Here is a 25347-nt window from a genome sequence, read left to right as displayed (position 1 = left end):
TTTGTAGCTTTGTTTAAAAAAGTCACAGGTTTGTAATTTTATGTAATTACCAGCTACCAATGTTTTCCATAGAAGCCCAAGGTTCTTGTATTTCAAGCGAGCCATCTTTTTGTAAAAGCTCGATTGAGATGTTGTTCGGGTCTTTAATGAAGGCCATGTGACCGTCGCGAGGTGGACGTAGGATACTAACGCCTAAGGATTGTAGTTTTTCACATACTTGATAAATATTATCGACTTCAAATGCAAGGTGACCGAATTGATCGCCGCCGGTGTATTCGCGGTCACTCCAGTTGTGCGTTAGCTCAACTTCTGGTGCGCCTTCCTCTGTTGCGTAGTAAATAAGTGAAAATTGGCCTTTTTCACTGTCCATACGTCGCGTCTGAATTAGACCTAAACCTTCGGTATAGAATGTATGACTTTCTTCTGGTTTGTCTGTTCTTATCATTGCGTGAAGATACTTTATAGACATGATTCAATTCCTAACGATATTAATAATATGAGAAATATTATTGCAGGATTAAAAGGGTAATTCAAAGCGCTCAAGAGAAGAGCCTTTTTATATGCTTATTCTTCCCAAACCCAACGGATAGGATCGCCAAAGTCATCATAGATTATTTTCTTCTTAGGACGCTTTTTAACGGCTGGGGTGGTTGGTGATTTGGTGTGCTTTCTTTGTTGAATTGCAGCGACAACGTGATTTAATGGCGTCCGATCTTGTTTAGGCTCGTTAAAGCCTATGTGGCTCGTGTTATACTTGCCATCAACTAAACCGGATTCACCCATATTTACTTGCTGGATCGTTCCGTTTCGCTTGATAAATTGATCTACCAGAGATTCAAGCTCTTCTCGCGTGTCTCTTTTGGTGGTTTTTGGTTTTATCATAGTGTTTTGGTTGGGGGATATCCTATAAGTAAATCTATGGGTTAAAAAATGATCGCAATCATCCATATTAAACGTAAGAGGTAGCTGGTGTCTATTAGCAACTTAATTGTGCATGAGATTCAAAAACATGAAGGCGAGCGTAAGGCGATTCTTATTGCGCGTCCCAATGAAAACCCAGTAGATGGGCAAGCTGAGGCGTTGTCTGCTCAGGTGACGAATCTATTCAATCGTTCTGGAATGAATACAGGTCGCTTTGTAAACCCTCAAGGCAGTGAGGAGGGTGCGCAATTACCAGCTTTATTGTTTAAGCATTTTAAAAACGATACCTTTGTCGACTTTTCGGGATTTACCAAGGATTGCGCTGCCGAATATCTGAAATATTTAGAGCCAGTAGAAGAAGCAGAGGGTGGTTTGTTGTGGTTTAACCATTACGAACTACATGATACGCACTTTTTGTATATCGTCATGTTAAAACGCAAAAAGGGTATTGGTCTTGGTGCGGATTTGAGCTTGTCGCAAATTGAGCAGATCGAGATGGAAAAGCTTCATATGTCGCTGCGTATTAATTTGACGGCATGGCAAGCGGGCGATGAAGGGCGCTACATTTCTTTCCGTTTTGGTCGGGCGCCTAAATTTGAGAGTGAATATTTTACTCAGTTTATTGGTTGTGATGAACCGAAAGTCGCTGCAAAAGAAACTCGTAAGCTAGTGGATTTGACCTCTGCGTTTTGTCAGTCGGAAGGTTTTCCATCTAAGCAGGCGAACGAATTCAAAAAAGTGGTTTCTGAGCATTGTCAGGCGAAAGCGCAAGATCGCGAGCCGTTGGCGATTAAGGAGATTGCTTCTCAAGTTGAGTCCCGATTTTCTGTTGAGCAAGCGAATAAGTTCTTAGAAATTGCCGATTCTGATAGTTTTAAGATGGAGAAAGAAATCTTTGTCGAAAAAGCAGCGCTGAAAAAACTGACACGCTTGTCTGGTAGCTCTCGTGCTTTGACGATTAGTTTTGATAGTGAGTTGCTGAGTGAGTCTGTGGTGTTTGATGCAGACTCCGGCACGCTGACTATAAAAGAGTTGCCGAAGAGCCTGCTAAAACAATTACAGTCTATGTCTAACTAAATGGTTTAGACAAAATAAGCTGTTTGAGATGAAGGGGTGGAAGGTTTGTTAAATCCCTAGCAAGCCTTCTAGTTCTTTCATCGTATGGAAGCATTCTGTTGCGCCAGCGGCCGTTTGCATGTTCGCATCAAGGGTTTCACTAAAGGCAAGTACTCGCATTCCTGCCGCTCGTCCAGCTGTAATTCCTGCAATAGAATCTTCTATTACCAAACAATCTTCTGGCGCTACATTGAGTGCTTTTGCTGCTTTTAAGTAAAGGTCCGGTGCAGGTTTGCCATTTTCTACGTCCTCGACACAGAAGCGTGTAGAAAAGCGTTCTGCTAGTTGAATTTTGTTTAGTTTAAAATCCATTTCTTTACGTCGAGCATTGGTTGCCATGGCGATTGGCATGGTAATTTTGTTGAGTAAGTCTCGCACGCCTTTTATCGGGTCTAGGTCTGCTTCGATGACAGCATGAAAGCGCTGCCTATAATCTTCATCAAAGTTTGCTGGGAGAGGCCTTCCTAATAACTTCTCGGCATTAATTAGGTTTTCTTGGTTAGTGAATCCGGTAAATTTTGCGTGCAATGTCTCGTCATCAAGTTCAAGGCCGCATTCACTTAGCATGGATTTCAGAATAGTGTTGGAAATGGTTTCTGTATCGACAATAACGCCATCGCAATCAAAGATTATCGCTTTGTAAGAGTAAGTCATAAAAGAAGGTGTTTTGTTGTGAATGAGTATTGATGATAGCGAATTTAGAGGAGGTTAAGGAAGGGAGGGGGTTTATTATTTTTCTCCCCTTTAAAAGATCTATTTACGATACACTAACAGCCAATTATTATGGGCTTATTTCCGGTATTAGTTGCTTGCTTGACCAAGTTGCTGAGGGCGAGAGCTGACTTTTTTAATTGCTGTTACAGCATTCTTGAAAAAAGCAACAACAGCTTTAACACGACGAGCACGTCTTTGACGGCGAGCGTGGTCTTCGACAGAGGTATCAGCATAGCCCCATTTTGCTAGTAATGCTTCGTATTGCTCTTGAGAGTCCATGGTATTCTCCTGATTTGTTAATAGAAAATGTTGTTTTATTACAACAATGATAATATTAGTTAAGCTTGATTAAATGAACAAACGATCCTTTTTCACTCGTTAGGTTAGATTTTTTCATCATTTTAATTTGCTAAGGAAATTTCCTTGTACCAATCGTTAGAACAGTTTTCCAAGAGTTGGATTTTTAAGCGTAATGACCCAAAAGTTGAGCCTGAAGATTTGCTGCAAATTTGTTTGTTAAGTGAGCAAAGAGCCGCGCAAATTTGGCGAGATTATATTAGTGATGAACAGATTCATCCCGATCACTTATCTGACAAAGACTGGCCAAAGAAAGACAGTGCAAAAGTGCCTGATGGCAAGCTTCACTGGGAAAAAGCGTGGGATAGTGAAGAGGCATCTTTACCTGATGAGGTTCTTACGCATTTCTCTGCTTGGGGTGAGGATACGACTGTATTTTTTTGCTGCCATAATGAGTTGGTTTTTGAACTGCCTTGGGGTGTTTTTAAACGAACGTGGAAGGCATTTCTTTTTTTAGATAATGGGCCTATTTTAGTGGGCAAAAAGAAAAAACAAGCCGCGCAGTTTCATACTAATGGCTGGGGTAACTTGTTGTTTCGAGGCGTCTAATTAAATTAGGCTCTAGCGTTCTTTGAAATTCTTTTTCTGTAATTTACTTTCATAATGAGAGGTTGTTGCCCCGTTTTCTACTGATCATGCAATGCTCATTGAAGGCTTGGTAATAATTCAATAGATGTTTGCTGTGTTTCTCGTGTCCTAGTGTTTCGAGAAGCATGGCGGTGACTTCTGCGGTCGCAAACTGCATTTGATGGCTAGAGTGTCTAACCAGGAATGAGCGCTGGGCTTCACTGTTAATTTCAAAGTGAGGAATCTCTTTAAGCCATTCACTTTGATGAAACATTTTACTTGCTTGCTTCCATGTCCCATCCAAAATGATAAATGTGTGCTTTTTATTGTTTTGGTGACTGGGAGGGATAAGACTTCTTAGCTGTCTGTTTTGGGCTTGTGCTGTTTCTGTGTTTGGAAACAATACAGTGCAGTTTCCTTGGCAGCTTTTCAGTCGCTTCAGTAGTTGCTCCGATGGTTCTGTTCGACTCCATAAGTAAGCTTGCGTGTCTTCTGGAAACAGGTCTGCTATGAGTCTGCCGCTATTGGTTGGTTTGTGAATTTCGTCACGATGAAAAAGTAGAATGAAATCAATTGGCGATGCCATGCTTTTTCTGAGGTGGCAAAAGCAAGCGAACTCAGCCATTAAACAGTAGGCACATCGGACAGCCTTAGAACCTCTGGCGATGAATGGTCTCATGGAGTCTGTTTTGCATTCTTCACGCAGTATGTCGATAGAATGTTTAGAGGGTGTGTTAGTCATGGTGAAAATGGCTCTCGTTTTGGCTGAGTCATTATCGATTATTTGCCTCTTATGTCCAGTTTGAAAAAACAGTTGTATTCATTATTATGTGGGCTGTGTGGTTTGCTCCTTAAGCTTTTTTATCAAAAACCTTACAGAAAATATGCAAATACAAAGGAATGATCTGAAAGAGCGTTATTGCTTCTGTTCGTTGTCACCAAGTCACGATATGGTGTCAGATATTATTTTTTTACTATGAGTTGTCTATGAGTCGTTATATCTCTCCGGTTTTATACATTCTGCTTATGTTAGTTGGGTGTGTTGCGTTTATATCAATCGCCGGTGTTAGAGTAGGGATTTTTGAGCCAATAACAGGCTTTTCAATGTTGCGCACGAGCGTATTTGCTTCTTTGGTGTTATCCCTGTTAGCTGCGGCTTCGTTGGGTATATGCAGAAAAGAAAAAAATGTTGGTGTTCAGCGTTTCTTTTTTTTAGTTCTCATAGTTTCTTTGTTGTATAGCATCATGTGGATCGTTTTCTATTGTCAGCGCGCTGAACTGCCTGATATCAACGATATAACCACAGATACCCAGACGCCCCCCAGTTTTCTAAATGTTAATTTCATTCGAAAGTCGAAAGAAAATGATTTAAGTTACAACACCGAATGGGCACCCATTCAGCAAAAATATTACCCCAATGTTCAGCCTCTGTTTTCTGGAAAAGATCAAGCCACCGTGTTTGCTGCCGTTGCCGATTTAGTAGAAGAGCGTGATTGGGACGTTATTGCTACGTATTCTGGTGCGGGGATTATTGAAGCCACAGCGCGTACGCCGATTTTTGGCTTTCGTGATGATGTTGTAATTCGAATTACTGAGGTAGATAATAAAATTCGAATTGATATGCGTTCATGTTCTAGAGTGGGTACTGGAGATTACGGTGTAAACGCTCAGCGAATTGTGTCTTTTATGAATGATCTATCTGTCTCATTGAATCATTCTCCTATTCCTAATGTTTATTTTGGTCGTTAAATTTCTGCTCGTCATCGATAGAGAGAAAAGCTAGACTCGATTAGTATCTTTCTTAGAGGAAATATAAAGGTGAGTCTTCGTCAGCAGCAAAAAGCCAATACTCGATCTAAAATTAAAACCATCGCTAAACAAGCTTTTTTAACACAAGGTATTGAAGCAACCAGTACTCGCTACCTAAGTGACAAAGCTGGCATTGCAGTTGGAACTTTGTTTGTTCACTTTCCCGATAAGCTTTCTCTAGTAAAAGATATCTTTTTTGATGAAATGGATGTGGCGCTTCGCGCTGCTGTTGCTTCTCAAAAAGCCAGCTCTTCCCCCATTGACTATCTCCTGCAGATGGCCCAAGTCTTATTTGACTTTTACGATGAATACGCAGAATTTACTCGACAAGTATTGTTAGATAGCTTGGCGAAGGGTGGGTTTCATACCAATCAAATGACTGTTATTTCAGAAGGTATTGTAAAGCGCTTCAAGCAGGTTGGTGTAGACGATAAAACAGCCGGTATTTTTGCTGAAAATATGATTGCTAACTATTGGTTTGTTTTGCTAACAGGGGTGCCAAAGGGCGTTTTGGGGGCGGTTGCAATCGACCATTTGAAGCGAATGAATCTGCCGTTTGAAATGTCTTATCGTAATGCGTTAAAAGCCAAGGGTTAATGCTTTTAGCTAAGCTCGTTGGCTTTTCGGTAGGGGCCTTGGTAGTCGAATAATCGTTCAGTGACCTGCCAATGTTGCTTTTGCTTTTTCGCGATGACGAAATCAGGCGCAGGAAGATATGGTAAAAAACGCTCTACTTCTTCCAGTTTATCAAATTCTATAGATTGACTGCCATTGGCGATTCTTCGTGCAAATAGGTCGTTAAATGCTTGTCGGGACTTCTTGAAATTAAAACGGAATGTCTCCGCCAGTGTTAAGCCGTCTTCATCGTGATAGGTGATCTTAATGGTTTTTTCTTTGCTGTTTATTTCCGGCGTAATTGCTGAGCAGCGTAAGACTTTGTTGTTTTTTAGATTGAGTGCGCTTCTTAATAAATCGTCTGGATCAATGAGTTTTTCGGCACAATGTTGGCATTGTCGTGCAGCGATGTCATTTTCTTCATTGCAATGAGGGCAGCGTTTAAAGCGAAAGCGATACGTGCATTGCTCTTCTCCGTGTTCGGTTTCCACTAGACCATGGCAGCGGCGTCCAAAATGCTCAAGGATATTGCCTTCGGCGTCTTTTCTTCCCCAGAATGTATTGGCAAAGTCGCATGCAGGGCAATGAATTTGCACTGCCACTGAATCTTGAGTTGGGCGCTTTTCGCCAATCTCAGGTTGAAATATATTGTAGCCATTATTGGTATAATCCAAGACTAAGCAGTCTTTTTTTCCTGGGCTTAAGCGCAAACCGCGGCCGACAATTTGTTGGAACAAACTGATTGATTGCGTTGGCCGTAATATGGCGATTACGTCCACATGGGGTGCATCAAATCCGGTGGTTAATACGGAAACGTTAACCAAGTATTTGATCTCTTTATTTTTAAATGCAGTGATTAATGAATCGCGTTGTTTGAGCTTGGTTTTACCGGTTATTAGCGCGGTTTTATCCGCCGGTAAGTAACTGGCGATTTCTCTGGCATGATCAATGGTGGCAGCAAAAATCATCACTCCTTGGCGATCTTGGCTAAGTTGTAATATTTGCTCGGTAACGGCTTCAGTGACTCTTGGGTGTTTATGAATCAGCTCGTTTAAGGCGATGTCGTCGGTGTTTTGCTCGCCGTCCAAGCTCTCGGTTAGTAAGCTGAAATCATAATGAGCAATCGCTGCATCGTAATGTATAGGAGGTGTCAAATAGCCTTTTTTCACCATGTGTTGGAGTGGCAGCTCAAAAATACATTTCTTGAATAATGAGTTGGTGCAGCTTCGTGTGTAGCCATGGTAATGATTCTGGTAGATCCAACCACTGCCTAAACGATAGGGTGTGGCGGTCAAACCGAGGATTTTTACCTTCGGGTTTAGTGCTCGAAAATGTTCGATGGTTTTATTGTATTGGCCACTTTCTTCCATGCCGACGCGATGGCATTCATCAATGATGATTAAGCTTACGGGTTCGTTAAAATTATCAAGGTTTGCCGATAGCGATTGTATGCTGGCGAAAGTGGTTTTTTCTGTGCTGGTTTTCTGACTTAGCCCAGCAGAGAAAATTCCCGCCGATGCACCGGTTGCCAAGAACTTCGCGTGGTTTTGTTCAACCAGTTCTTTCACGTGTGCCAGGCAAATAACTCGACCTTTGGCTAATCGACTAAGCTCTGCTATTACTAAGCTTTTTCCTGCGCCTGTTGGAAGTACAATGACGGCTGGGTCGTCGCTATTACGAAAGTGTCCCAAAGACGCCTCAACGGCTTGAATTTGGTAGTCTCGTAATTGAAAGGTTTGGGTCATTTTGTTTTAAATCTATCAGGTGAAATCTTGGTGTGTTGTGTCTTTGGCTACAGTATCATACCTGTTGTCGTAATTTTGCCTTTTTACAAGTGATCTTTTTTAAGTGACGAATCTATCTATGTCTAACAAAGTTCTGCCTGCTAAACGCCTGTATGTTGAAAATTCTATTCCCGCTTTCAGTAGGGAGGAGCCATTTGCTAATTTATTAATGGATCTACAGACCAAGGGGTGGAGTATACAGGACGACTTTTTTTCAATGGATTTTACTCAGGCGTTAATGGATGAGGCAGAAAGCATACAAAATGCGGTGATGTTGCAGGCGGGTATTGGTCGTAAGCAAGACCACCAAATTGTTTTGGATGCACGACGTGATTACATTCAGTGGATTGATCCAGACAAACCTATTCGCACCGATTTTTTAAAAATGATGGCAGACTTGCGTGTCGCACTCAACCGACGTTTGTTCTTAGGTTTGTTTGATTATGAAGCGCATTTTGCCCGATATGAAAAAGGGGCGTTTTACGAAAAACACATAGATGCCTTTAAAGGCGAGAGTAATCGTATTTTATCGACCGTTTTGTATCTGAACGAAGATTGGCAAGATGGCGATGGTGGTGAATTGATTATTTATGACGAGAATGACTCGTCTGTTGAGGTGGGGCGATTTTTTCCGAAAAAAGGGCGCTTGGCGGTGTTTTTGAGCGAATGCTTTTATCATGAAGTCGTCGTGGCGAAACGGACTCGGCACAGTATTGCTGGCTGGTTCCGTGTTAATAACACCACTGGGTCTACGCTTGATCCGGACCAGTAAATTTACTCCCTTTTAATTGTGTGGTTTTTTAGAGTTTGGCCTCGAAAAATGGTCTATAAATCTTTATAATGCGCGCCTTGTTTAATTGCTCTGGTTTTACGTTCCAGATCGCATAGGAGAATGTTATGTCTAAAGTCGTTGTGTGTGCCCTTTATAAATTTGTCGCTCTACCTCATTTTGAGTCCCTTCGTGAACCACTCCAAAAAACCTTAGAAGACAACGCGATTCGCGGTACTTTGTTGCTAGCAAGTGAAGGTATTAATGGTACGGTGGCGGGTTCTCGTGAAGGTATTGATACCATGTTGGCTTGGTTAGATCAGCAGCCAGGTTTGGATAACATTGTCACCAAAGAGTCTTATGACGAAGATATGCCGTTCTACCGTACAAAGGTAAAACTGAAAAAAGAAATCGTTACCATGGGCGTTGAAGGCATCGATCCTAAGCGCGTGGTCGGTACTTATGTAAAGCCGGCTGAATGGAACGCTTTAATTTCTGATCCTGATGTGGTTCTTGTTGATACCCGTAACGATTACGAAGTGCAAATTGGCACGTTCAAAAATGCGGTTAACCCAAAAACAGAGACCTTCCGTGAGTTTCCTTCCTATGTGAAAGAAAACATGGATCCAGCGAAACACAAGAAAGTTGCTATGTTCTGTACGGGTGGTATTCGTTGTGAAAAATCCACCGCTTATATGTTAGAGCAAGGCTTCGAAGAGGTGTATCACCTTGAAGGTGGTATCTTGAAGTACTTGGAAGAAGTGCCGAAAGAAGAAACCTTATGGGAAGGTGAGTGTTTTGTGTTTGATAATCGCGTTTCTGTAAATCATGACCTACAAAAAGGCGAATACGACCAATGCCATGCGTGTCGTATGCCGATTACCGAAGAAGAGAAACAAAGCGAGCATTACATACAAGGTGTGAGCTGCGTGCATTGCGTTGATAAATTCACCGATGAGCAGCGTCAACGTTTTATCGAGCGTGAGCGCCAAGTTCAGTTGGCTCGTTCTCGTGGTGAAGAGCACATCGGTGCGGAAGTGCTGGATGCAGTTGAAAAACATCGTTTGGAAAAAGCGCTAGAAAAAGAGCGTCAGCGCAAGGTTCGTGAACAAGCCTGATAATATTGTTTTGATTGAATATTTTATAAGGCCAGCATTTATGCAGGCCTTTTTTGTTGGTGTTGAAATTAGAAGGTGATAGATCTAGTATTCTTACTCACTCGGGCTGATTACCGTTTTTTAGCCCTGTCATATATTGGATTAATTTTAGAAGGATTCTTTTCATGAAGTATTCGAAGTCCCTATTCGCCATTTCCGGCGCCGCTCTACTGTTGTCAGGCTGTGCTAGTCAAGTCGTCGATAAAACGCCCGTGGTTGATACAAGTGTGCTAAAAACCAGCATACGCACCAGTGGTCCTTTGGCACCTGATGGAACTCAAACAAGGGTTCGTTATACCGCTGGGAATAAAAGTACTGAAGAAGTAAAAACAGAGTACGATTCTTGGGTAACAAGTACCATCGCAGGCGATAATCACACAGCTGAAATTACTCGCTTAGATAAAAACCTACTTTGGCAGGTAAATTATAATGCTGAAAACTACGCTGAGTGTCCCTTGTCTGGTTGTAGCTCTTTGAGCCCTCTAGAAAAGCTTAAAAATAAAGGCGAAGACGATGAGGAAGACTACAACCCAGCTGGAGATGACAGTTGTAAGGTCGTTGTGAAGAAATACGATTTCACTGTAACACCTAAAGCGAAAGATAGGGAGATAAATGGATTTATCGCTGATCAGTACGTTGCTCGATGGGATCTAGTGAGTGAAGATGATCAAGGTAATCGTGATGAGCACGTGGTTACGATGGATTATTGGATGGCTGATGTGTCTAATAATCAGGCTTTGAAAGTGGCGCATGACTTTGATCAAAAGTATTTCAACAAAGTGATTGCTCCAACCCCTTTGGCTCGTTTGCTTGATCAAAATATGGAAAGCTCGATGGCTTTCTTTAGTGCGGGTAAAGAAAATGAAATGAAAAAACTGACATCCGTTGGTGGTGAGCCAATCTCTGTGAAACTTGAGTGGTATGCAGATGTGAATACTTGCCCAGAGACAGAAGCTAAAAAGGATGACCCTAAGTTTGATGCCAAAGACCCTGTTAACTCTTTGAAAGACATGGCAGGTAGTTTCTTTTCTGATCAAGCAGAAAAAGGTGCCAAAAAATGGATGGGAATGGAAGACGGTAAGCCGATCATTTCGTATATCCGAGAAGTGAAAGCCGCTAATATGTCCGGTGAACATACCAGCCGTTTTGAGGTTCCAAAAGACTTCAAATTAACGGATCGTCAATAAATTCGACACCCCACTAGGCTGATTTAGCCAGTGGGGTATTTTGTTCTCTATAGTATTCCTATCAGCTCATTTCTTTTTAAGCTGAAAAAGCTTAAAATTCAGCAAATTATATAACCATATGCGTTGACTGTAGTATGGTTAAACAATCAAACGCTGTGCTACACAGCCTCAATAATCATCAGATTGGATTGCATGAGCTACCAAGTACTCGCACGAAAATGGCGCCCACAGACTTTCCTTGAAATGGCTGGGCAAGACCATGTACTTCAAGCGTTGGTAAATGCCTTACGCCAACAGCGTTTACATCACGCTTATTTGTTTACTGGTACACGCGGTGTCGGTAAAACCACGATCGCGCGCATTTTTGCTAAATGCTTAAACTGTGAAACCAATGGCATTTCCCCTGAGCCTTGTGGAACCTGCGATAGTTGCCGAGAAATCGCCGAAGGTCGTTTTGTTGATCTAATTGAAGTGGATGCGGCATCTCGTACCAAGGTAGAAGATACCCGTGAATTATTAGAAAACGTACAATACGCGCCAACTCGTGGACGCTTTAAAGTCTACCTGATAGACGAAGTGCACATGCTGTCGACTCATTCCTTCAATGCGTTATTAAAAACCCTTGAAGAGCCGCCAGCTCATGTCAAATTTCTGCTAGCAACGACCGATCCACAGAAGCTTCCTGTGACCATTTTGTCTCGTTGTTTGCAGTTCAATCTTAAAAATATGTCACCACAGCGCGTGGTGGACTATTTGCAAACCGTGCTTAACACCGAGCAAGTTAATTTTGACCAGCCAGCGCTTTGGCAAATTGGACAAGCAGCCAATGGCAGTATGCGTGATGCCTTGAGTTTGACGGATCAAGCGATTGCTTTTGGCAATGGGACGATTTCGGAATCCGGTGTGACCGCGATGCTGGGCTTGGTGAACCAAGCACAAGTATTGGATTTATTAGAAAGCGTTGCGTCTAAGAACGCAGCACAAGTGTTGAATAGAATAGAGCAACTTGCCGATTATCAACCAGATTTTGCGGCGATTTGTGGCAGCTTGCTTGATGTTTTGCATCGAGTGGCGATAGAGCAACAAGTACCCGGTGCATTAACAGATCAGTTAGGTGATTTAGTCCGTATTAAAAACATTGCGGCCAGTGTGAGCTCTGAAGAAATACAAATGATGTATCAGAGCCTATTGATTGGGCGTCGTGATTTACATTTAGCGCACTCAGCTCGTGCTGGCTTTGAAATGTTGATGCTAAGGTTAATTGCGTTTCGTCCCGCACCGCCTATGGTAGTGAGCCATAATGCACCACCAGTTATGTCTACGGAACCTATGGATCACGCTGCTGAACCAGAGTATTCGTCACAGCGGATGACGGAAAAAAAAACACCATCGATTGAGCCAGAGGCTGTCGTTACAGAACCATTAGAACAGGTTGTTGAGCAAGAGTCTGTTACGCCAATGACAGCAGCAGAGCGCCCGCCTTGGGAAGACGCTCCAGAATCAGAAATCCCTGTTGAAGATAATTCAGAAGACCTCGTTGCAACTGACAATAATGCTATTGAAAGCGTAAGTCTTCAAGGTGATGTGGTAGAGGAGCAGGTTGAAGAGCCACAAGTCGATACAATTGATCCCGTTGAGGATGTTGAGCTTAATGAAGTTGAAGCTCTTGGTTCAGCTGAATCCTTAGATTCTGTGCAGCAAGAACCAGAAGCACAATTAGAAAGCAGAGATAAGCCTAATGTTGAACCTAAGTCTTTTGTTATAGGTGAAGAAAAGTTTGCAGAACACGCTGAAGACGAAAGTGACGACGAAGATGAGGATGACGAAGAAGCGGAGGAGCGAGCAATCGCTGACGTCGCCGATCCATTTAATCCCGCTGCGGACCTAGTTGATGCCTTGGGCGCGGAACCTGTTGAAGAGACTGTTGTTGAAGAAAGCAAAGAGCCAGATACTCGTTTAGCTAAAGTGCCGGATATTATCGCTCAGCCTGCGCTGGGAATGACGATGCCAAGCTTGAATCATTATAACGAATTAACCATGAAGCTCTGGTGGCTGGTGGCGCCGCGTCTGCCTTTGACAGGCTTGGTGCAAAATATTTTAATGAACTCTAGCTTGGTTGATGCAAGCGATCAAGGCATTCGCTTAGAAGTGCCGTTAGAATACGGACACATGTTAAATCAGGTTCGTTATGAACAAATACAAGGCGCGCTGAGTGACTTTTTCACCATGCCAGTGCCTCTGATTATCGATACTGTGGAAGATACTTCAGGTGTTACCGCAGAAGAATTTGCCGCCAGCAAGCGGGCAGAAGCCTTGCAGGTGGCAATAGAACATTTAAATTCACATCCGATTGTGCAAGCTTTGTCGGCAACGATGGGCGCACAGTTGGTTTACGATACGGTTAAAGTTAAAGCTTAAATTGGAGAGAAAACGTTATGTTTAAAGGTGGAATGGGCAACATGATGCGCCAAGCGCAGCAGATGCAAGAAAATATGCAGAAGGCGCAAGAAGAAGTCGCTAACATGGAAGTAGAAGGTCAAGCTGGTGCAGGCCTTGTTAAAGTGTTGATGACAGGCCGTCACGATGTTAAGCGCGTTTCTATTGATGATTCCTTGTTTGGTGATGACAAAGAAATGCTAGAAGATCTAATCGCTGCAGCGGTAAACGATGCTGTGCGTAATATCGAAGTGTCTCAAAAAGAAAAAATGGCTGCAGCGACGGCAGGTATGTCTTTACCGCCTGGCTTTAAAATGCCTTTCTAGGAGTAAGCTTTGTTTAGTCCCTTAATTAAAGAGTTGATGGAATCATTACGTTGCTTGCCTGGCGTTGGGCCTAGATCGGCTCAAAAGATGGCGTTATATCTATTAGAACGTGATCATCAAGGGGCGGATAGGCTTGCTAGTGCATTGCGCGAGGCGCTTGATAAAGTCGGGCGTTGTTCAAGCTGCCGTACCTTGACTGAAGAGTCTGAGTGCCAGATTTGTACAGATCCAGAGCGTGATGCAAAGCATTTGTGTATTGTTGAGACGCCTGCAGACGTCGTTGCTATTGAATCTGCAGGCAGCTTCTCTGGACGGTATTTTGTTTTGTTGGGGCATTTGTCACCGATTGATGGAATTGGTCCAGAAGAATTAGGCTTAGATCGTTTAGAAACCTTGGTTCAACATAACCAGGTTGAAGAGGCGATAATCGCCACGAATTCGACGGTTGAAGGTGAGGCAACTTGCCATTATATCGCTGAAAAATTAAAAACATTGAACATCAATGTCAGTCGAATTGCTCATGGTGTCCCCATGGGTGGTGAGCTGGAATACGTTGATGGAAACACTCTGGCTTTAGCGCTAGAGGGACGGAAAAAACTCTAGTATGAATGATCAAGATGATGCTCTGAATATTATTTGGGTTGCGGACAATGAATCACTGGCGAGTTGGTGTGAGTACTGGGCAGAATTACCCGTTATCGCCGTCGATACAGAATTTATTCGTCGCACGACCTATTTTCCAATTACGGGGCTAATCCAAATTAGTGAAGGCGAGAAAGCCGTACTGATTGATCCTTTGAGCATTGATGAATGGGAACCACTTCGTGATTTGATGGTGAACCCTTCTGTGATGAAAGTTTTCCATGCTTGTTCGGAAGACTTGGATGTTTTTGATCGTTTGTTGGGAGTATTGCCCGCGCCGTTTTACGATACTCAAATTGGCGAGGCCTACGCTAGCGCTCAATGGTCATTAAGTTACGTGAAACTTATCCATGAGTACCTGAAAATTGAAGTGGCAAAAGACGAAACCCGTTCTGATTGGGTTCAACGACCTTTGACCGATGCGCAAAAGCGTTACGCAGCATTAGATGTTGTGTATCTAGCCAAAGTGTATCCAATGCAAATTGCCCGATTGGAAGAAAAAAGCATGCTTGAATGGGTCATGGAAGATTGTGAATCATTGAAGTGGCAGTATCAGATGAACTCTGATCCAGAGCAAAATTGGGACGGTGTGAAAACCGCATGGCGCTTGTCACCAGCAGGTTTGACGCTATTACGCTTGTTGTTTATTTGGCGTGATGAGCAAGCTCGTAAAGAAAATGTTCCAAAGGGACAGATACTGAAAGATCGTACATTGTGGTCTTTGGGTAAAACCTTGCCGACACACAATAAAGCCGTTTCTGAAGCAGAAGAACTAACAGGTCGTCAGCATCGTTTGTACGGTGATGTGATCTTACAGAATGTGGCTCTAGTCAATGAGCTGTCAGAAGATGAGTATCAGTTGCCTCTGGAAATTCCTTTGCCTTCACAGGCGGGAGAGCTGACGAAATCAATCAAATCGTTTGTCCGCCAAAAAGCAGAAGCATTAAATATTGCACCAGAAGCCATGATGAAGCGTAAACTGTTGGATCCTCTAGTGCGTCATTTGTTTGATGGTACTGAGATTGATTGGCAGAACCCTGCACTAACTGGCTGGCGTCGCGATATTATTGTTAACCCAGTGCTCGAAAAATTTAAAAAGTCCTAATATGGCGTAATATCGTCAAGAGAAAACTATGAAACAGCATTTAATCGTAGAAGTATTTCGTTCCAGTAAGCATGATGGGATGTACTTGTATGTCGAAAAAAGCAAAGGGCTGAAAGAAATTCCAGAAGAACTCATGTCTCGATTTGGTAAAGGCATCAGTGCGATGACCATGTTGTTAACCAAAGAAAGTAAATTAGCTCGAGCAACACCTGAAAAGGTGATTGAAGGCATTCGAGAAAAAGGCTTTTATTTGCAATTGCCACCAGCGAAAGATGACTGTTTGTTGGACTTGTACAAAACACCAACAGAAGCTGTTTACTAACTATTTGGGTCCAAAGAATGATTGCGAAGCGTTACGAGCCTTTTTGGAAAACCACGGCGCTGGAGAAAATGTCTTCAGTGGAATGGGAGTCGATTTGTGATGGTTGTGGAAAATGTTGCCTACAAAAATTACAAGACGATGAAACTGAAGAGGTTTTTTATACCAACTTATCGTGTCATCAACTGAATATTGGCTCATGCCAGTGTAAAGTGTATGAAACCCGACAGGATAAGGTGTCTACTTGCATTACATTAACACCCGATCAAATCGATGAGTTTCATTGGTTGCCTGATACCTGCAGTTACCGTGTATTGCATGAAACCAAAGAGTTGCCGAACTGGCACCCTTTGATAGTAGGTAGCAATAAAGAGATGATTCGCCAAGGTTTGACTGTGAGTCACTATGCAGTGAGTGAAGCGTCAGTAGACGAAGAAGATTGGGAAACCCATATTATTAAGTGGGTACATGGCATGCCGGAGCCTTATGACATAACCTAATGAGGCGAACGGTCGCTAAATTCAGCAAAGTAAAGTAGTTCAAGGAGTTCGCAAACGTGAAGTGGTTGAAAATAAATACTGTGTTGTTAGCGGCTGTTTTATCTTTTGTTACGCCGTTTAGTCAGGCGGATACCCAGTTCCGCGTTATCGTAGATGCTTCTGGCAGTATGCTGATCAGTGACCCTGATAAGCTAACATCAGAAGCACTGCGTCTTATTTCCAATCTAGCACCAGAAGAAGAGGCCACATTAGGTGTTTGGCTGTTTGGGGAAGAAGCGCGAGTGTTATTGCCTGAATCCACAGTAAACCAAGCCACCAAAGCCAAACTTTCAAGTTACGTGAACAGCTACGTTACCCAAGATGTTAAAACCGACTTGGAATCTATTGTTAAGATGTTATTAGAGACACCAGACAGTGGAACTCTAGAGTCGGGATTTAACCGTCACTGGATTTTAGTGACCGATGGCATGGTCGACATCAGCCTAGATGAGGCGGTAAACAAAGCTTCTCGCGATCGAATTATTAATAAGCTAACGCCCCAGCTAGAAGACCGTGCTATTCACCTTCATACCATTTCAATGACGGGTTATACGGATAAAGAGTTGCTTGAATCTCTTTCTCTAAGAACTAACGCTTCCCATACGGAAGTAGCCATTCCAGAAGACTTGCTAGACACTTTCGATCGTATTTTCGCGCAAGCCGCCCCTTCGGATGAGCTGCCTTTAGATGGCAATCGTTTTTTAGTCGACGATGCGATCCAAGAACTTACCCTAGTTGTGTTCCACGATGGCGAGATCCAACCGCGCATCATAAAGCCTGATGGCGTATTGCAGCCATTGGAAAACGGTAATGGCACTTCAGTGGCGATATCAGAGCATTACACCTTGCTAACAATTCGAGCACCTCTCTCTGGTGAATGGACAATCAATAATGTCGATCTAGAGCGTAGTAGTGTCAGGGTTATCACAGACCTTGGTTTGTATACCTCCGATATCCCACCGGTTATGTTCCAAGGTGAGTCCATTGATTCTACAGTGGGCTTATTGCAAAAAAACACGCGTATCCAAGATGGAAAATTACTTAACTTACTAAGTGTAGAGCAAAGCCTAGTGCGACTCAGTGGCGAGCAAAAAGAATCGATTTTTTCTCGCCAATTGGTGTTGCAAGAGGGAGCGTTTAGTCAAACGCTGCAGGGAGTTGTCGAGCCAGGTCGTTATGAGCTTATCAGCGTAGCCGATGGTAAAACTTTTTCTCGACAGATGAGTCAATATTTCACCGTACACCCAGCCATTGAGTTTAAAGGGGTGAAGTCTGGTGGTAGCTTCGTATCGCTTTCAGCTTTACCAGTGAATTTGAGACTGGATATTTTACAATCCAATATCAGGCTGGAATTTACCTACAATAATGGCACCAGCAAGGTGGAAGAAATGCCTTTGGTGGGTCAAGGCTATTGGGAAATGATTGTTCCTGTTGCGCCAGATGACAATGTTAAGGTGCGTGCTGAATTACTTGGCGTAGATCATAACGGTGAGAGTTTTGAGTATTGGACACCTGTTTGGCAATTCAGCCGAAAAGGTAATGATGAGCCTGTGGTTGGTTTAGTAGGCGCAAATGACGAGGGAATAGCTCTTCTATCGGCTTCTACAGTGGACAAAAATGTCATGCCGGTTTTCCTTCCTCCAGTTATCTCTGTCGTTGATGATGCAGAAGAGCCCGCGCCACTTGCCTCCGAATCTAATTCATCAGATGACGATGCCAGCGCCAACGTTGCAGCAGAGACAGATAACGGCTTTTCGTCAAAAGAATGGGTGTTATATGCGGCTTTAAACATTGGCGGTATAGTCATTATAGTGGCCGGTATTTTATTGTATCGACGCTTAAAGAAATCTTAACCCTATCAAAGAGATGATGTAAACGATGTGTGAGTTATTGGGCATGAGTGCAAATGTGCCAACGGATATATGTTTTAGTTTTTCTGGTTTACGTGCCCGAGGAGGGCGTACCGGCCCCCATAAAGATGGCTGGGGAATGGCCATGTATCGTGATGGCTATGTTTGGGCAATCCATGATCCAAGACCTAGTGCTGATTCAGATATGGCAGAAGTCATCAGCAATACATCACTAAAATGCGACATAGTGATTGGCCATATACGCCAAGCGAACGTCGGTGCGGTAAGTCTATTGAACACACATCCGTTTAATCGCTTGTTGTGGGAGAAAACGTGGACTTATGCTCATAATGGTCAATTAGAATCGTCTGAATCTTTGCCAATAGAGCATTATCACCCATTAGGGAGTACGGACTCAGAGCGAGCATTTTGCTGGATCGTTGAACAACTGCAAACACGTTTTGGTGATAAGGAGCCTGCTTTAACAGAAGTGTCTGAAGTTCTTTCAGAGTTGGCTTTGCACCTTAAAACCATGGGCGTGTTTAACATGATGCTCTCGGATGGTGTGCGCTTATATTGCTTCTGTACCACCAAGCTGCATTGGATCACCCGCCGAGCACCGTTTAAAAAAGCCACCTTGTCCGACGAAGACGTCATTATTGATTTTAAAGAAGTCACCACAGACAAAGACGTCGTCACCATGATCGCCACGCAACCACTAACCCACGATGAAACATGGCAACAAATGGAAGAGGGCGAGTTGTGTGTGTTTGAAGGCGGCGAAGTGGTTTGTCAGATCAAAGCGAACTAAAGTCTCTTCCTCTTTCTTCTGGAGGAAGACGGAAGGTGTGTTTGTTGCTCTAATCCGCAACAGCCACAGTAATCCTTTCTTCGGCACTATCGTTTGACCTCGCTCATGGCATTTACTTTGGCATTAACGAGTTGCCCCCGCCTTTATTAAAGCTTTTCATATTACGATTGTTTTTCTGCGACTATATTTAGTTGCTATTTTGGGTCTAAAAACTATACTTAAACTATCAGGACGATGGAAGAAGTAACAATGGGTAAGCAAGAGAAGCTAATGGATAAGCTTAGATCGGCCAGAAAAGTTTTTCCTTGGAGCGAGTTAGTCACGTTGTTAATTCAGCTTGGCTATGAAAAGAAAGAAATGGCAGGCTCGCGGGTTCGCTTTTACCACAAAGGTAAAGATGCCATGCTATTGCTACATAAACCTCATCCTGAGAATGAGCTGAAAGGCGGCGCTTTAAAATCGGTGAAGCTGCATTTGATACAAGAAGGTTGGTTATGACTTATCTGCGATATAAAGATTATTTAGGCACTATTGAACCGGAGCTGGAAAGCAATACGCTTTTTGGCAAACTTGCTTTCATTCGTGACACAGTAACTTATGAAGCGACGACGTTGAAAGAGCTTGAAGTTGAGTTTCGTCGTTCGGTAGATGAATACCTTTTATCCTGTGAAGAGCTTGGGCGTGAGGCTCAAAAGCCTTGTAAAGGCTCATTTAATATTAGAACGGGTGAGGCGTTGCATCGAGAAGCCGTTATTGCCGCTGAAGGTCAAAGTTTAAATGCTTTTGTCTGTGATGCTATCCGAGAGAAAATAGCAAAAATGACTCGACATGGTTTGGTCTAATCGTTTCTCATTTTTCTCTCGCTCTCAGAACTGTTATCCTAGCGCCATTATTGGTGTAACAGAGTAGAACGAATGATTAATGATAATGATGTGATCGAAACCTTGGACGAGCTTGAAACGTTTTTACGATCGGTTGAAGTGGGTGGCTTAGGCCTTGATAACGTATCTGGAGTGGCGTTGGCGACAAATAATGCCAATGGTCGCCCATTTGTAGCAGTGCTTGATGATAATCAGCAGTTGGTGTTAGGGCGTTATGTGACCACCGAAGTCTTTGAGAGTGGCAAAGACATGGTTCGATACGGTACTAAAAAGCCTCATTAATTGAGCTCTGCCAGCCCTAAGAGAATAGCGCCTTCCTAACCCTTCCCTTGAGATAGATAACGGGAAGGATATAAAAATTCCCCGCTTAGATTTTGATCCAAACGGGGGATTTTTTTAGCGTGTGTGTTTGGTCTTATTGAACCAATTCATTGTCGGTGAATTCACCTTCAAATAAGGCTGTAGACAAGTAACGCTCGCCAGAATCTGGTAATACCACGACGATTTTTTTGTCTTTAAATTCGTCTAGTTTGCTTAAGCGCTCTGCTGCAACAACAGCAGCGCCACAAGAAATACCGCATAATATGCCTTCTTCGCGCATTAGGCGTTTCGCCATGTCGATGGCGTCTTCGTTAGACACTTGTTCAACACGGTCGATGATAGAAAGGTCTAGGTTTTTCGGTACGAAGCCTGCGCCGATACCTTGGATTTTATGTGGTGACGGTGTTGGCTCTTCGCCGTTCATTGTTTGAGTGATAACCGGCGAACTCGTTGGCTCTACCGCAACACTGACAATGGCTTTGCCTTGGGTGTTTTTAATGTAACGGCTAACGCCTGTAATAGTGCCGCCAGTTCCAACACCTGCAACAAAAACATCTATCTCGCCATTGGTGTCTTGCCAAATTTCTGGGCCAGTGGTTTTTTCATGGATCTCAGGGTTGGCTGGATTATCGAATTGTTGAAGCAAAACGAAGTTCTCGTCTTGGGCAATTTCTTCAGCTTTGGCAATGGCGCCTTTCATGCCTTTTGCTGGTTCTGTTAGCACGATAGTTGCACCAAGGGCTTTCATCACTTGGCGGCGCTCTACACTCATGCTGGATGGCATTGTGATGGTAATTGGGTAACCACGAGACGCAGCAACGAAACACAAAGCGATCCCTGTGTTACCGCTAGATGGCTCTACAATGGATTTGCCTTTGGTCAAAATACCTTTCTTTTCTGCATCCCACACCATGTTGGCACCGATGCGGCATTTGACTGAAAAAGCAGGGTTGCGAGCTTCGATCTTAGCCCAAACATTTCCATTACCAATGCGGTTCAAACGTACAAGAGGCGTATTGCCAATGGTAAGAGAATTATCTTCAAATACTTGATGTGACATACCATTTCCTTTTTTTGGGTGTGGATGAGGCTGCTGATCATGGCAGCAAATTGTTTTCACTATAACCCCTTCATTGGGATTGGTGTTAGAATTTACAACTATATAGATAGAGACCTTTGCACAGTTATTGTGCTTGCCAATATTTTCTCTGCGCCAAGCAATAAGGATACTAGTTTAGCTATTATGCCGACACATGCCGTAATGACGCGCGATCGTCATCTGATAAGTCAAAAACAAACACAGTTGGGCAAGCGTCAAAAGGAAGGTTTACCTTTTGACCGTATGCAAACGGAACTAAATACTCTCATTGAGCAGTCTGAGACCCTTTATCAAGCTCGTTTGTCTCGCTTGCCAAAGATTACTTACGATGAGAGTCTGCCGGTTGCGGCTCGCGCTGACGAGATCATCAAAGCCATACAAGAAAACCAAGTGGTGATTATTGCAGGGGAAACCGGTTCCGGTAAAACCACGCAATTGCCAAAAATGTGTCTGCAAGCTGGCCGTGGCATAGCGGGGCAAATAGGACATACGCAACCGCGACGTATTGCCGCACGTAGCGTTGCTGAGCGTATCAGTGATGAGATGCAGGTAACCTTGGGTGAGCAAGTTGGTTTTCAGGTACGTTTTAGTGACGAAAGCAACGAAGAAACCCTCATTAAGCTGATGACCGACGGTATTTTGTTGGCTGAAATTCAGCAAGATAAACGCCTGTATAAATACGACACCATCATCATAGATGAAGCCCATGAACGTAGCTTAAATATCGACTTTTTGTTGGGTTATTTAAAGCAGGTGTTAGCAGCTCGTCCCGATCTTAAGGTTATTGTAACTTCGGCTACGATCGACGTGGAGCGCTTTTCCCAGCATTTTAATAATGCGCCTATTATTGAGGTGTCTGGTCGTACCTATCCTGTAGAAGTACGTTATCAGCCTTTGCTGAGCAAGTCCGATTCGGAAGAACTAGACGAAGACCAAAGCATGGAGCAAGGTGTTTTAGACGCAGTCGAATTGTTGATCGCGGAAGAGCGTCAATCTGGCTATCGCGGTGCGGGTGACATTCTGGTGTTTTTACCGGGTGAGCGAGAAATTCGAGAAACCGCCGAGATTCTTCGTCGTGCTGAATTGCGTGGCACCGAAGTATTGCCTTTGTATGCACGATTGAGCGCCAGTGAACAGCAGCGCATTTTCAAATCCCATTCTGGTCGCCGTATTGTATTGTCGACCAACGTCGCAGAAACCTCGTTAACGGTTCCGGGTATTCGTTATGTTATTGACCCGGGTTTAGCGCGAATTAGCCGTTACAGTGTGCGCTCCAAAGTTCAGCAACTACCAATAGAAAAAATCAGCCAAGCCAGCGCCAATCAGAGAGCAGGGCGATGTGGTCGTGTGGCAGATGGTATTTGTATTCGTCTGTACGACGAGGACGATTTTAATAATCGTTCTGAGTTTACCGACCCAGAGATTTTCAGAACTAACTTGGCGTCGGTAATTTTGCAGATGGCCAACTTGAAGCTTGGCGCTGTTGAGAAGTTTCCTTTTGTTGAAATGCCTGAAAAACGCATGATTAACGATGGTTATCGTGCTTTGACGGAGCTGGGGGCGCTGAATAAAGAGCGCCTAACGCCGATTGGTCGTCAGCTTGCTAAGCTACCAATTGACCCGAAATTAGGTCGTATCTTAATTGCGGCTGAACAACATAGCGTACTCAAAGAAGTGGCTATTATTGTTAGTGCGCTATCTGTTCCAGATCCTCGTGAGCGTCCGCAAGACAAGAAAACGCAATCCGACCAAGCCCATGCTGTCGATAAGGACGAAGATTCTGATTTTGCTGTATTTTTGAATTTGTGGGAGCGCTTTGAAGAGCAGCGTCAAGCCTTATCGCAGAATCAATTGCGTCAATATTGCCGTAAGCAGTTTTTGAATTTCATGCGCATGCGCGAGTGGCGTGATATTCATCGCCAAGTAATGATTGCCTGTAAACAGCTTGGTTTTAAAGAAGTACAGCATGAAGAACGTCATTATGAAGCGATTCATCGCTCATTGTTGGCCGGTATGTTTACTCAGGTCGCTAATAAGATGGAAGACAGCAAAGAAATGCTCGGCTGTCGTTCTCGCAAATTGGCGATTTTCCCAGGTTCCATGTTATTCAAAAAACCACCTCAATGGATTATGGCGGCGGAGCTGGTTGAGACCAGTAAACTGTATGCGCGAGTCACCGCCCGTATTGACCCTGCTTGGATTGAAGAATATGCAGCACCGTTTGTAAAACGCCAATACTTTGATCCGCATTTCGAGCGTAACCAAGGCCGTATCATGGCCCATGAGCAAGTCTCGCTTTATGGTCTGATTATTGTTGCGAAGCGTCGTATTGATTACGGTCATGTGAATCCTGAAGAAGCCCGCGAGATCTTTATCCGTTCAGGGCTAGTGGAAGGTGAGTTACGCACCAAACAGGCCTTTTATCGTAAGAACAAAGCCTTGATTGAGTCGTTAGAAACCCAAGAAGCCAAGCTGCGTAAGCGTGATATTTTGGTCGACGATGAAACCGTGTTTGCCTTTTATAATGCACGATTGCCTGATCATGTGCGTAATTTAAAAAGCCTAGAACATTTTGTGAAAACCTCGCCCGATGTCTTGCTGATGACGCGTGATGATTTGATCAATCAGGATGTGAGTGTGGATGATCATGCTTTTCCAGATTCTTTTGGTCTGAACGGTGTTGCGCTACCTATTGATTACAAGTTCGATCCTGGCCAAGAAGCCGATGGTGCGACATTAAAAGTCCCCGTTGGTTTGTTGCGTCAGTTGAGCTTAGAAGATTTAGGTTGGGCGGTTCCTGGCTTTATCAAAGAACGCTGTGAGGCTTTACTGCGCGCGTTGCCAAAAGCGTTACGTCGTCGTTTTGTGCCGATTCCGCAGTTTGTTGATCGCGTATACCCAAATTTGTCGAAAGACAAAGGGGATTTGCTAGAGCAGCTTAGCTTGCAGATTAAACGTGAAACCTTGATTGATATTCCGCTTAATGAATGGAATGCCGACAAGCTGGATTCTCACTTAACTTTGAATCTAGAGGTGGTGGACGAGCGCGGCAAAGTACTTGGTGTGGGTAAAAATCTTGCACAACTCCAGACTCAATTTAGTGATCTTGTGGAAGAAAGCTTTGCCAAATTCGGTACAAAGCAACATGAGCAAGAGGGCTTAACCGCATGGCCAGATCAAGATATTCCAGAACGCCAAGAAATTAAGCAAGCGGGTATCAAGGTTACAGCGTTTCCTGCACTAGTGGCTCAAGGGGAAAGTGTCTCCTTGAAAATGTATGACGATAAAAACACAGCTGTCGAAACGCATCGTAAAGGTGTGATTACTTTGCTCAAACTCACCTTGAGCAAAGATATGCGCTATTTGCAGAAAAACTTACCGCACTTAAGAGAGTCCATGCTGATTTTTTCGCCATTAGGCCAAAAAGAAACACTGCTCGAAGATTTGCTTAATGCCGTTTTGGATAAAGTGTTTTTAGATGGACGAGCTTTGCCACGAACTCGACAAGAATTTGAGTCTTGTATTACAGCCCATAAACCACGTTTAATCAGCGTAGCGAATGACATGGCGGAACAGCTTTATCGTGTGTTGTCGTCTTATCAGGGGGTGGCTAAAAAGATGAAAGGTAATATTCCTCTTCCTTGGACGCGGGTTTATGGCGATATCAAGGTGCAGTTAGCTCAGCTGATTTATCCAGGATTCATTGGTAATACGCCGTTGTTTTGGCTGGGACAGTTGCCACGTTACTTCAAAGGTATTGAAGTGCGCTTGGAACGCTTTCAAAACCATTTGAACAAAGAAAACGCCTCGGTGTCTGAGTTAGAAGCACTTTGGTTGAAATACACGCAACAGAAAAAAGCCCATGAAGATAAGGCGCTCTATGACCCAGAATTAGTTAAATATCGCTGGATGTTAGAGGAATACCGTATTTCCTTGTTTGCGCAATCTGTTGGTACGTTGGAACCTATCTCTGAAAAGCGCTTAGCAAAGCAATGGGGTGAGGTTAAAAAACTGGTTTAGTT

At 43.5% G+C, this 25347-nt stretch carries 26 protein-coding genes; 19 read left to right on the top strand and 7 right to left on the bottom strand.

Annotated features, from left to right (window positions below; all coding sequences use genetic code 11):
• Positions 1–46: 46 nt before the first annotated feature.
• Complete coding sequence (locus DFP77_RS10370; RefSeq protein ID WP_114412223.1) at positions 47–469, bottom strand: VOC family protein; 423 nt, start codon at positions 467–469, stop codon at positions 47–49.
• Positions 470–564: 95 nt separating this feature from the next.
• Complete coding sequence (locus DFP77_RS10365; protein ID WP_114412222.1) at positions 565–882, bottom strand: hypothetical protein; 318 nt, start codon at positions 880–882, stop codon at positions 565–567.
• Between the two features lie 87 nt (positions 883–969).
• Here DFP77_RS10365 and DFP77_RS10360 point away from each other — a divergent pair, with 87 nt between their 5' ends.
• Positions 970–1998, top strand: a complete 1029-nt coding sequence (locus tag DFP77_RS10360) for a nucleoid-associated protein (protein ID WP_114412221.1) — start codon at positions 970–972, stop codon at positions 1996–1998.
• A gap of 48 nt (positions 1999–2046) precedes the next feature.
• On the opposite strand, the gene DFP77_RS10355 is transcribed toward DFP77_RS10360, so the two are convergent.
• Both DFP77_RS10355 and DFP77_RS10350 read right to left on the bottom strand, forming a co-directional pair.
• The gene (locus DFP77_RS10355) at positions 2047–2691 is read right to left on the bottom strand and encodes an HAD family hydrolase (protein WP_114412220.1); all 645 of its coding nucleotides are present in this window, start codon (positions 2689–2691) and stop codon (positions 2047–2049) included.
• A 147-nt stretch (positions 2692–2838) separates the two neighbouring features.
• The gene (locus DFP77_RS10350) at positions 2839–3030 is read right to left on the bottom strand and encodes a hypothetical protein (protein ID WP_114412219.1); all 192 of its coding nucleotides are present in this window, start codon (positions 3028–3030) and stop codon (positions 2839–2841) included.
• A gap of 144 nt (positions 3031–3174) precedes the next feature.
• Here DFP77_RS10350 and DFP77_RS10345 point away from each other — a divergent pair, with 144 nt between their 5' ends.
• The gene (locus tag DFP77_RS10345; protein ID WP_114412218.1) at positions 3175–3657 is read left to right on the top strand and encodes a DUF2947 family protein; all 483 of its coding nucleotides are present in this window, start codon (positions 3175–3177) and stop codon (positions 3655–3657) included.
• Between the two features lie 49 nt (positions 3658–3706).
• On the opposite strand, the gene DFP77_RS10340 is transcribed toward DFP77_RS10345, so the two are convergent.
• Entirely contained in the window at positions 3707–4354 is a 648-nt protein-coding gene (locus DFP77_RS10340; RefSeq protein ID WP_258861127.1) for a tRNA-uridine aminocarboxypropyltransferase, read from the bottom strand.
• A 308-nt stretch (positions 4355–4662) separates the two neighbouring features.
• Between DFP77_RS10340 and DFP77_RS10335 the strand changes: the two genes are divergently transcribed.
• Both DFP77_RS10335 and DFP77_RS10330 read left to right on the top strand, forming a co-directional pair.
• A complete protein-coding gene (locus DFP77_RS10335; protein ID WP_114412216.1) occupies positions 4663–5424 on the top strand; it encodes a DUF1499 domain-containing protein in 762 nt (253 codons plus the stop codon).
• 69 nt (positions 5425–5493) lie between these two features.
• Positions 5494–6081 carry a TetR/AcrR family transcriptional regulator gene (locus DFP77_RS10330; protein ID WP_114412215.1) on the top strand — a complete coding sequence of 196 codons (588 nt, stop codon included), beginning with the start codon at positions 5494–5496 and terminating at the stop codon, positions 6079–6081.
• A 5-nt stretch (positions 6082–6086) separates the two neighbouring features.
• On the opposite strand, the gene radD is transcribed toward DFP77_RS10330, so the two are convergent.
• Complete coding sequence (gene radD / locus DFP77_RS10325) at positions 6087–7844, bottom strand: DNA repair helicase RadD (protein WP_114412214.1); 1758 nt, start codon at positions 7842–7844, stop codon at positions 6087–6089.
• 118 nt (positions 7845–7962) lie between these two features.
• Here radD and DFP77_RS10320 point away from each other — a divergent pair, with 118 nt between their 5' ends.
• From DFP77_RS10320 to DFP77_RS10255, 14 genes are all read left to right on the top strand, one after another.
• Positions 7963–8655, top strand: coding sequence for a 2OG-Fe(II) oxygenase (locus DFP77_RS10320; RefSeq protein ID WP_114412213.1), 693 nt, complete (start codon positions 7963–7965; stop codon positions 8653–8655).
• Between the two features lie 125 nt (positions 8656–8780).
• Positions 8781–9770, top strand: coding sequence for an oxygen-dependent tRNA uridine(34) hydroxylase TrhO (trhO, locus tag DFP77_RS10315; RefSeq protein ID WP_114412212.1), 990 nt, complete (start codon positions 8781–8783; stop codon positions 9768–9770).
• 164 nt (positions 9771–9934) lie between these two features.
• Entirely contained in the window at positions 9935–10996 is a 1062-nt protein-coding gene (locus DFP77_RS10310; RefSeq protein ID WP_114412211.1) for a putative periplasmic lipoprotein, read from the top strand.
• Between the two features lie 192 nt (positions 10997–11188).
• On the top strand, positions 11189–13414 hold the full coding sequence (gene dnaX, locus DFP77_RS10305; RefSeq protein WP_114412210.1) for a DNA polymerase III subunit gamma/tau: 2226 nt from the start codon (positions 11189–11191) through the stop codon (positions 13412–13414).
• A gap of 17 nt (positions 13415–13431) precedes the next feature.
• Positions 13432–13758: a YbaB/EbfC family nucleoid-associated protein gene (locus tag DFP77_RS10300; protein WP_114412209.1), complete on the top strand. Its 327-nt coding sequence runs from the start codon at positions 13432–13434 to the stop codon at positions 13756–13758.
• Between the two features lie 9 nt (positions 13759–13767).
• Entirely contained in the window at positions 13768–14361 is a 594-nt protein-coding gene (gene recR / locus DFP77_RS10295) for a recombination mediator RecR (protein WP_114412208.1), read from the top strand.
• 1 nt (position 14362) lies between these two features.
• Positions 14363–15505 carry a ribonuclease D gene (rnd, locus tag DFP77_RS10290; protein WP_114412207.1) on the top strand — a complete coding sequence of 381 codons (1143 nt, stop codon included), beginning with the start codon at positions 14363–14365 and terminating at the stop codon, positions 15503–15505.
• A gap of 28 nt (positions 15506–15533) precedes the next feature.
• Positions 15534–15827, top strand: a complete 294-nt coding sequence (locus DFP77_RS10285; protein ID WP_114412206.1) for a YcgL domain-containing protein — start codon at positions 15534–15536, stop codon at positions 15825–15827.
• A 17-nt stretch (positions 15828–15844) separates the two neighbouring features.
• A complete protein-coding gene (locus DFP77_RS10280) occupies positions 15845–16324 on the top strand; it encodes a YcgN family cysteine cluster protein (RefSeq protein ID WP_114412205.1) in 480 nt (159 codons plus the stop codon).
• 56 nt (positions 16325–16380) lie between these two features.
• Positions 16381–18216 (top strand): VWA domain-containing protein, encoded by a 1836-nt coding sequence (locus DFP77_RS10275; protein ID WP_114412204.1) that lies wholly within the window; start codon positions 16381–16383, stop codon positions 18214–18216.
• A 25-nt stretch (positions 18217–18241) separates the two neighbouring features.
• Positions 18242–19024: a class II glutamine amidotransferase gene (locus DFP77_RS10270; protein WP_114412203.1), complete on the top strand. Its 783-nt coding sequence runs from the start codon at positions 18242–18244 to the stop codon at positions 19022–19024.
• Between the two features lie 270 nt (positions 19025–19294).
• The gene (locus tag DFP77_RS10265; RefSeq protein WP_258861125.1) at positions 19295–19522 is read left to right on the top strand and encodes a type II toxin-antitoxin system HicA family toxin; all 228 of its coding nucleotides are present in this window, start codon (positions 19295–19297) and stop codon (positions 19520–19522) included.
• Positions 19519–19866, top strand: coding sequence for a type II toxin-antitoxin system HicB family antitoxin (locus DFP77_RS10260; RefSeq protein WP_114412201.1), 348 nt, complete (start codon positions 19519–19521; stop codon positions 19864–19866). The genes DFP77_RS10265 and DFP77_RS10260 overlap by 4 nt, the downstream gene beginning before the upstream one ends.
• Before the next feature lie 72 nt (positions 19867–19938).
• Positions 19939–20187, top strand: coding sequence for a hypothetical protein (locus tag DFP77_RS10255; protein WP_114412200.1), 249 nt, complete (start codon positions 19939–19941; stop codon positions 20185–20187).
• A gap of 133 nt (positions 20188–20320) precedes the next feature.
• Here DFP77_RS10255 and cysK read toward each other — a convergent pair whose 3' ends face one another.
• Complete coding sequence (cysK, locus tag DFP77_RS10250) at positions 20321–21286, bottom strand: cysteine synthase A (protein WP_114412256.1); 966 nt, start codon at positions 21284–21286, stop codon at positions 20321–20323.
• A gap of 183 nt (positions 21287–21469) precedes the next feature.
• On the opposite strand from cysK, the gene hrpA reads away from it, so the two are divergent.
• Positions 21470–25345 (top strand): ATP-dependent RNA helicase HrpA, encoded by a 3876-nt coding sequence (gene hrpA / locus DFP77_RS10245; protein ID WP_114412255.1) that lies wholly within the window; start codon positions 21470–21472, stop codon positions 25343–25345.
• Positions 25346–25347 lie beyond the last annotated feature (2 nt).

It is taken from the genome of Marinomonas foliarum (genome assembly GCF_003337275.1).
GTDB lineage: Bacteria > Pseudomonadota > Gammaproteobacteria > Pseudomonadales > Marinomonadaceae > Marinomonas > Marinomonas foliarum.
Note: the sequence above shows the minus strand (reverse complement) of the source record. Positions and strands in the feature narration are given on the sequence as shown.

Bases quoted from the DNA above. Each gene is read 5' to 3' on its own strand.
- DFP77_RS10370 (WP_114412223.1), bottom strand. From the start codon at position 469: ATGTCTATAAAGTATCTTCACGCAATGATAAGAACAGACAAACCAGAA.
- DFP77_RS10365 (WP_114412222.1), bottom strand. From the start codon at position 882: ATGATAAAACCAAAAACCACCAAAAGAGACACGCGAGAAGAGCTTGAA.
- DFP77_RS10355 (WP_114412220.1), bottom strand. From the start codon at position 2,691: ATGACTTACTCTTACAAAGCGATAATCTTTGATTGCGATGGCGTTATT.
- DFP77_RS10350 (WP_114412219.1), bottom strand. From the start codon at position 3,030: ATGGACTCTCAAGAGCAATACGAAGCATTACTAGCAAAATGGGGCTAT.
- DFP77_RS10340 (WP_258861127.1), bottom strand. From the start codon at position 4,354: ATGAGACCATTCATCGCCAGAGGTTCTAAGGCTGTCCGATGTGCCTAC.
- DFP77_RS10335 (WP_114412216.1), top strand. From the start codon at position 4,663: ATGAGTCGTTATATCTCTCCGGTTTTATACATTCTGCTTATGTTAGTT.
- radD (WP_114412214.1), bottom strand. From the start codon at position 7,844: ATGACCCAAACCTTTCAATTACGAGACTACCAAATTCAAGCCGTTGAG.
- DFP77_RS10320 (WP_114412213.1), top strand. From the start codon at position 7,963: ATGTCTAACAAAGTTCTGCCTGCTAAACGCCTGTATGTTGAAAATTCT.
- trhO (WP_114412212.1), top strand. From the start codon at position 8,781: ATGTCTAAAGTCGTTGTGTGTGCCCTTTATAAATTTGTCGCTCTACCT.
- DFP77_RS10310 (WP_114412211.1), top strand. From the start codon at position 9,935: ATGAAGTATTCGAAGTCCCTATTCGCCATTTCCGGCGCCGCTCTACTG.
- dnaX (WP_114412210.1), top strand. From the start codon at position 11,189: ATGAGCTACCAAGTACTCGCACGAAAATGGCGCCCACAGACTTTCCTT.
- DFP77_RS10300 (WP_114412209.1), top strand. From the start codon at position 13,432: ATGTTTAAAGGTGGAATGGGCAACATGATGCGCCAAGCGCAGCAGATG.
- rnd (WP_114412207.1), top strand. From the start codon at position 14,363: ATGAATGATCAAGATGATGCTCTGAATATTATTTGGGTTGCGGACAAT.
- DFP77_RS10285 (WP_114412206.1), top strand. From the start codon at position 15,534: ATGAAACAGCATTTAATCGTAGAAGTATTTCGTTCCAGTAAGCATGAT.
- DFP77_RS10280 (WP_114412205.1), top strand. From the start codon at position 15,845: ATGATTGCGAAGCGTTACGAGCCTTTTTGGAAAACCACGGCGCTGGAG.
- DFP77_RS10270 (WP_114412203.1), top strand. From the start codon at position 18,242: ATGTGTGAGTTATTGGGCATGAGTGCAAATGTGCCAACGGATATATGT.
- DFP77_RS10265 (WP_258861125.1), top strand. From the start codon at position 19,295: ATGGATAAGCTTAGATCGGCCAGAAAAGTTTTTCCTTGGAGCGAGTTA.
- DFP77_RS10260 (WP_114412201.1), top strand. From the start codon at position 19,519: ATGACTTATCTGCGATATAAAGATTATTTAGGCACTATTGAACCGGAG.
- DFP77_RS10255 (WP_114412200.1), top strand. From the start codon at position 19,939: ATGATTAATGATAATGATGTGATCGAAACCTTGGACGAGCTTGAAACG.
- cysK (WP_114412256.1), bottom strand. From the start codon at position 21,286: ATGTCACATCAAGTATTTGAAGATAATTCTCTTACCATTGGCAATACG.
- hrpA (WP_114412255.1), top strand. From the start codon at position 21,470: ATGCCGACACATGCCGTAATGACGCGCGATCGTCATCTGATAAGTCAA.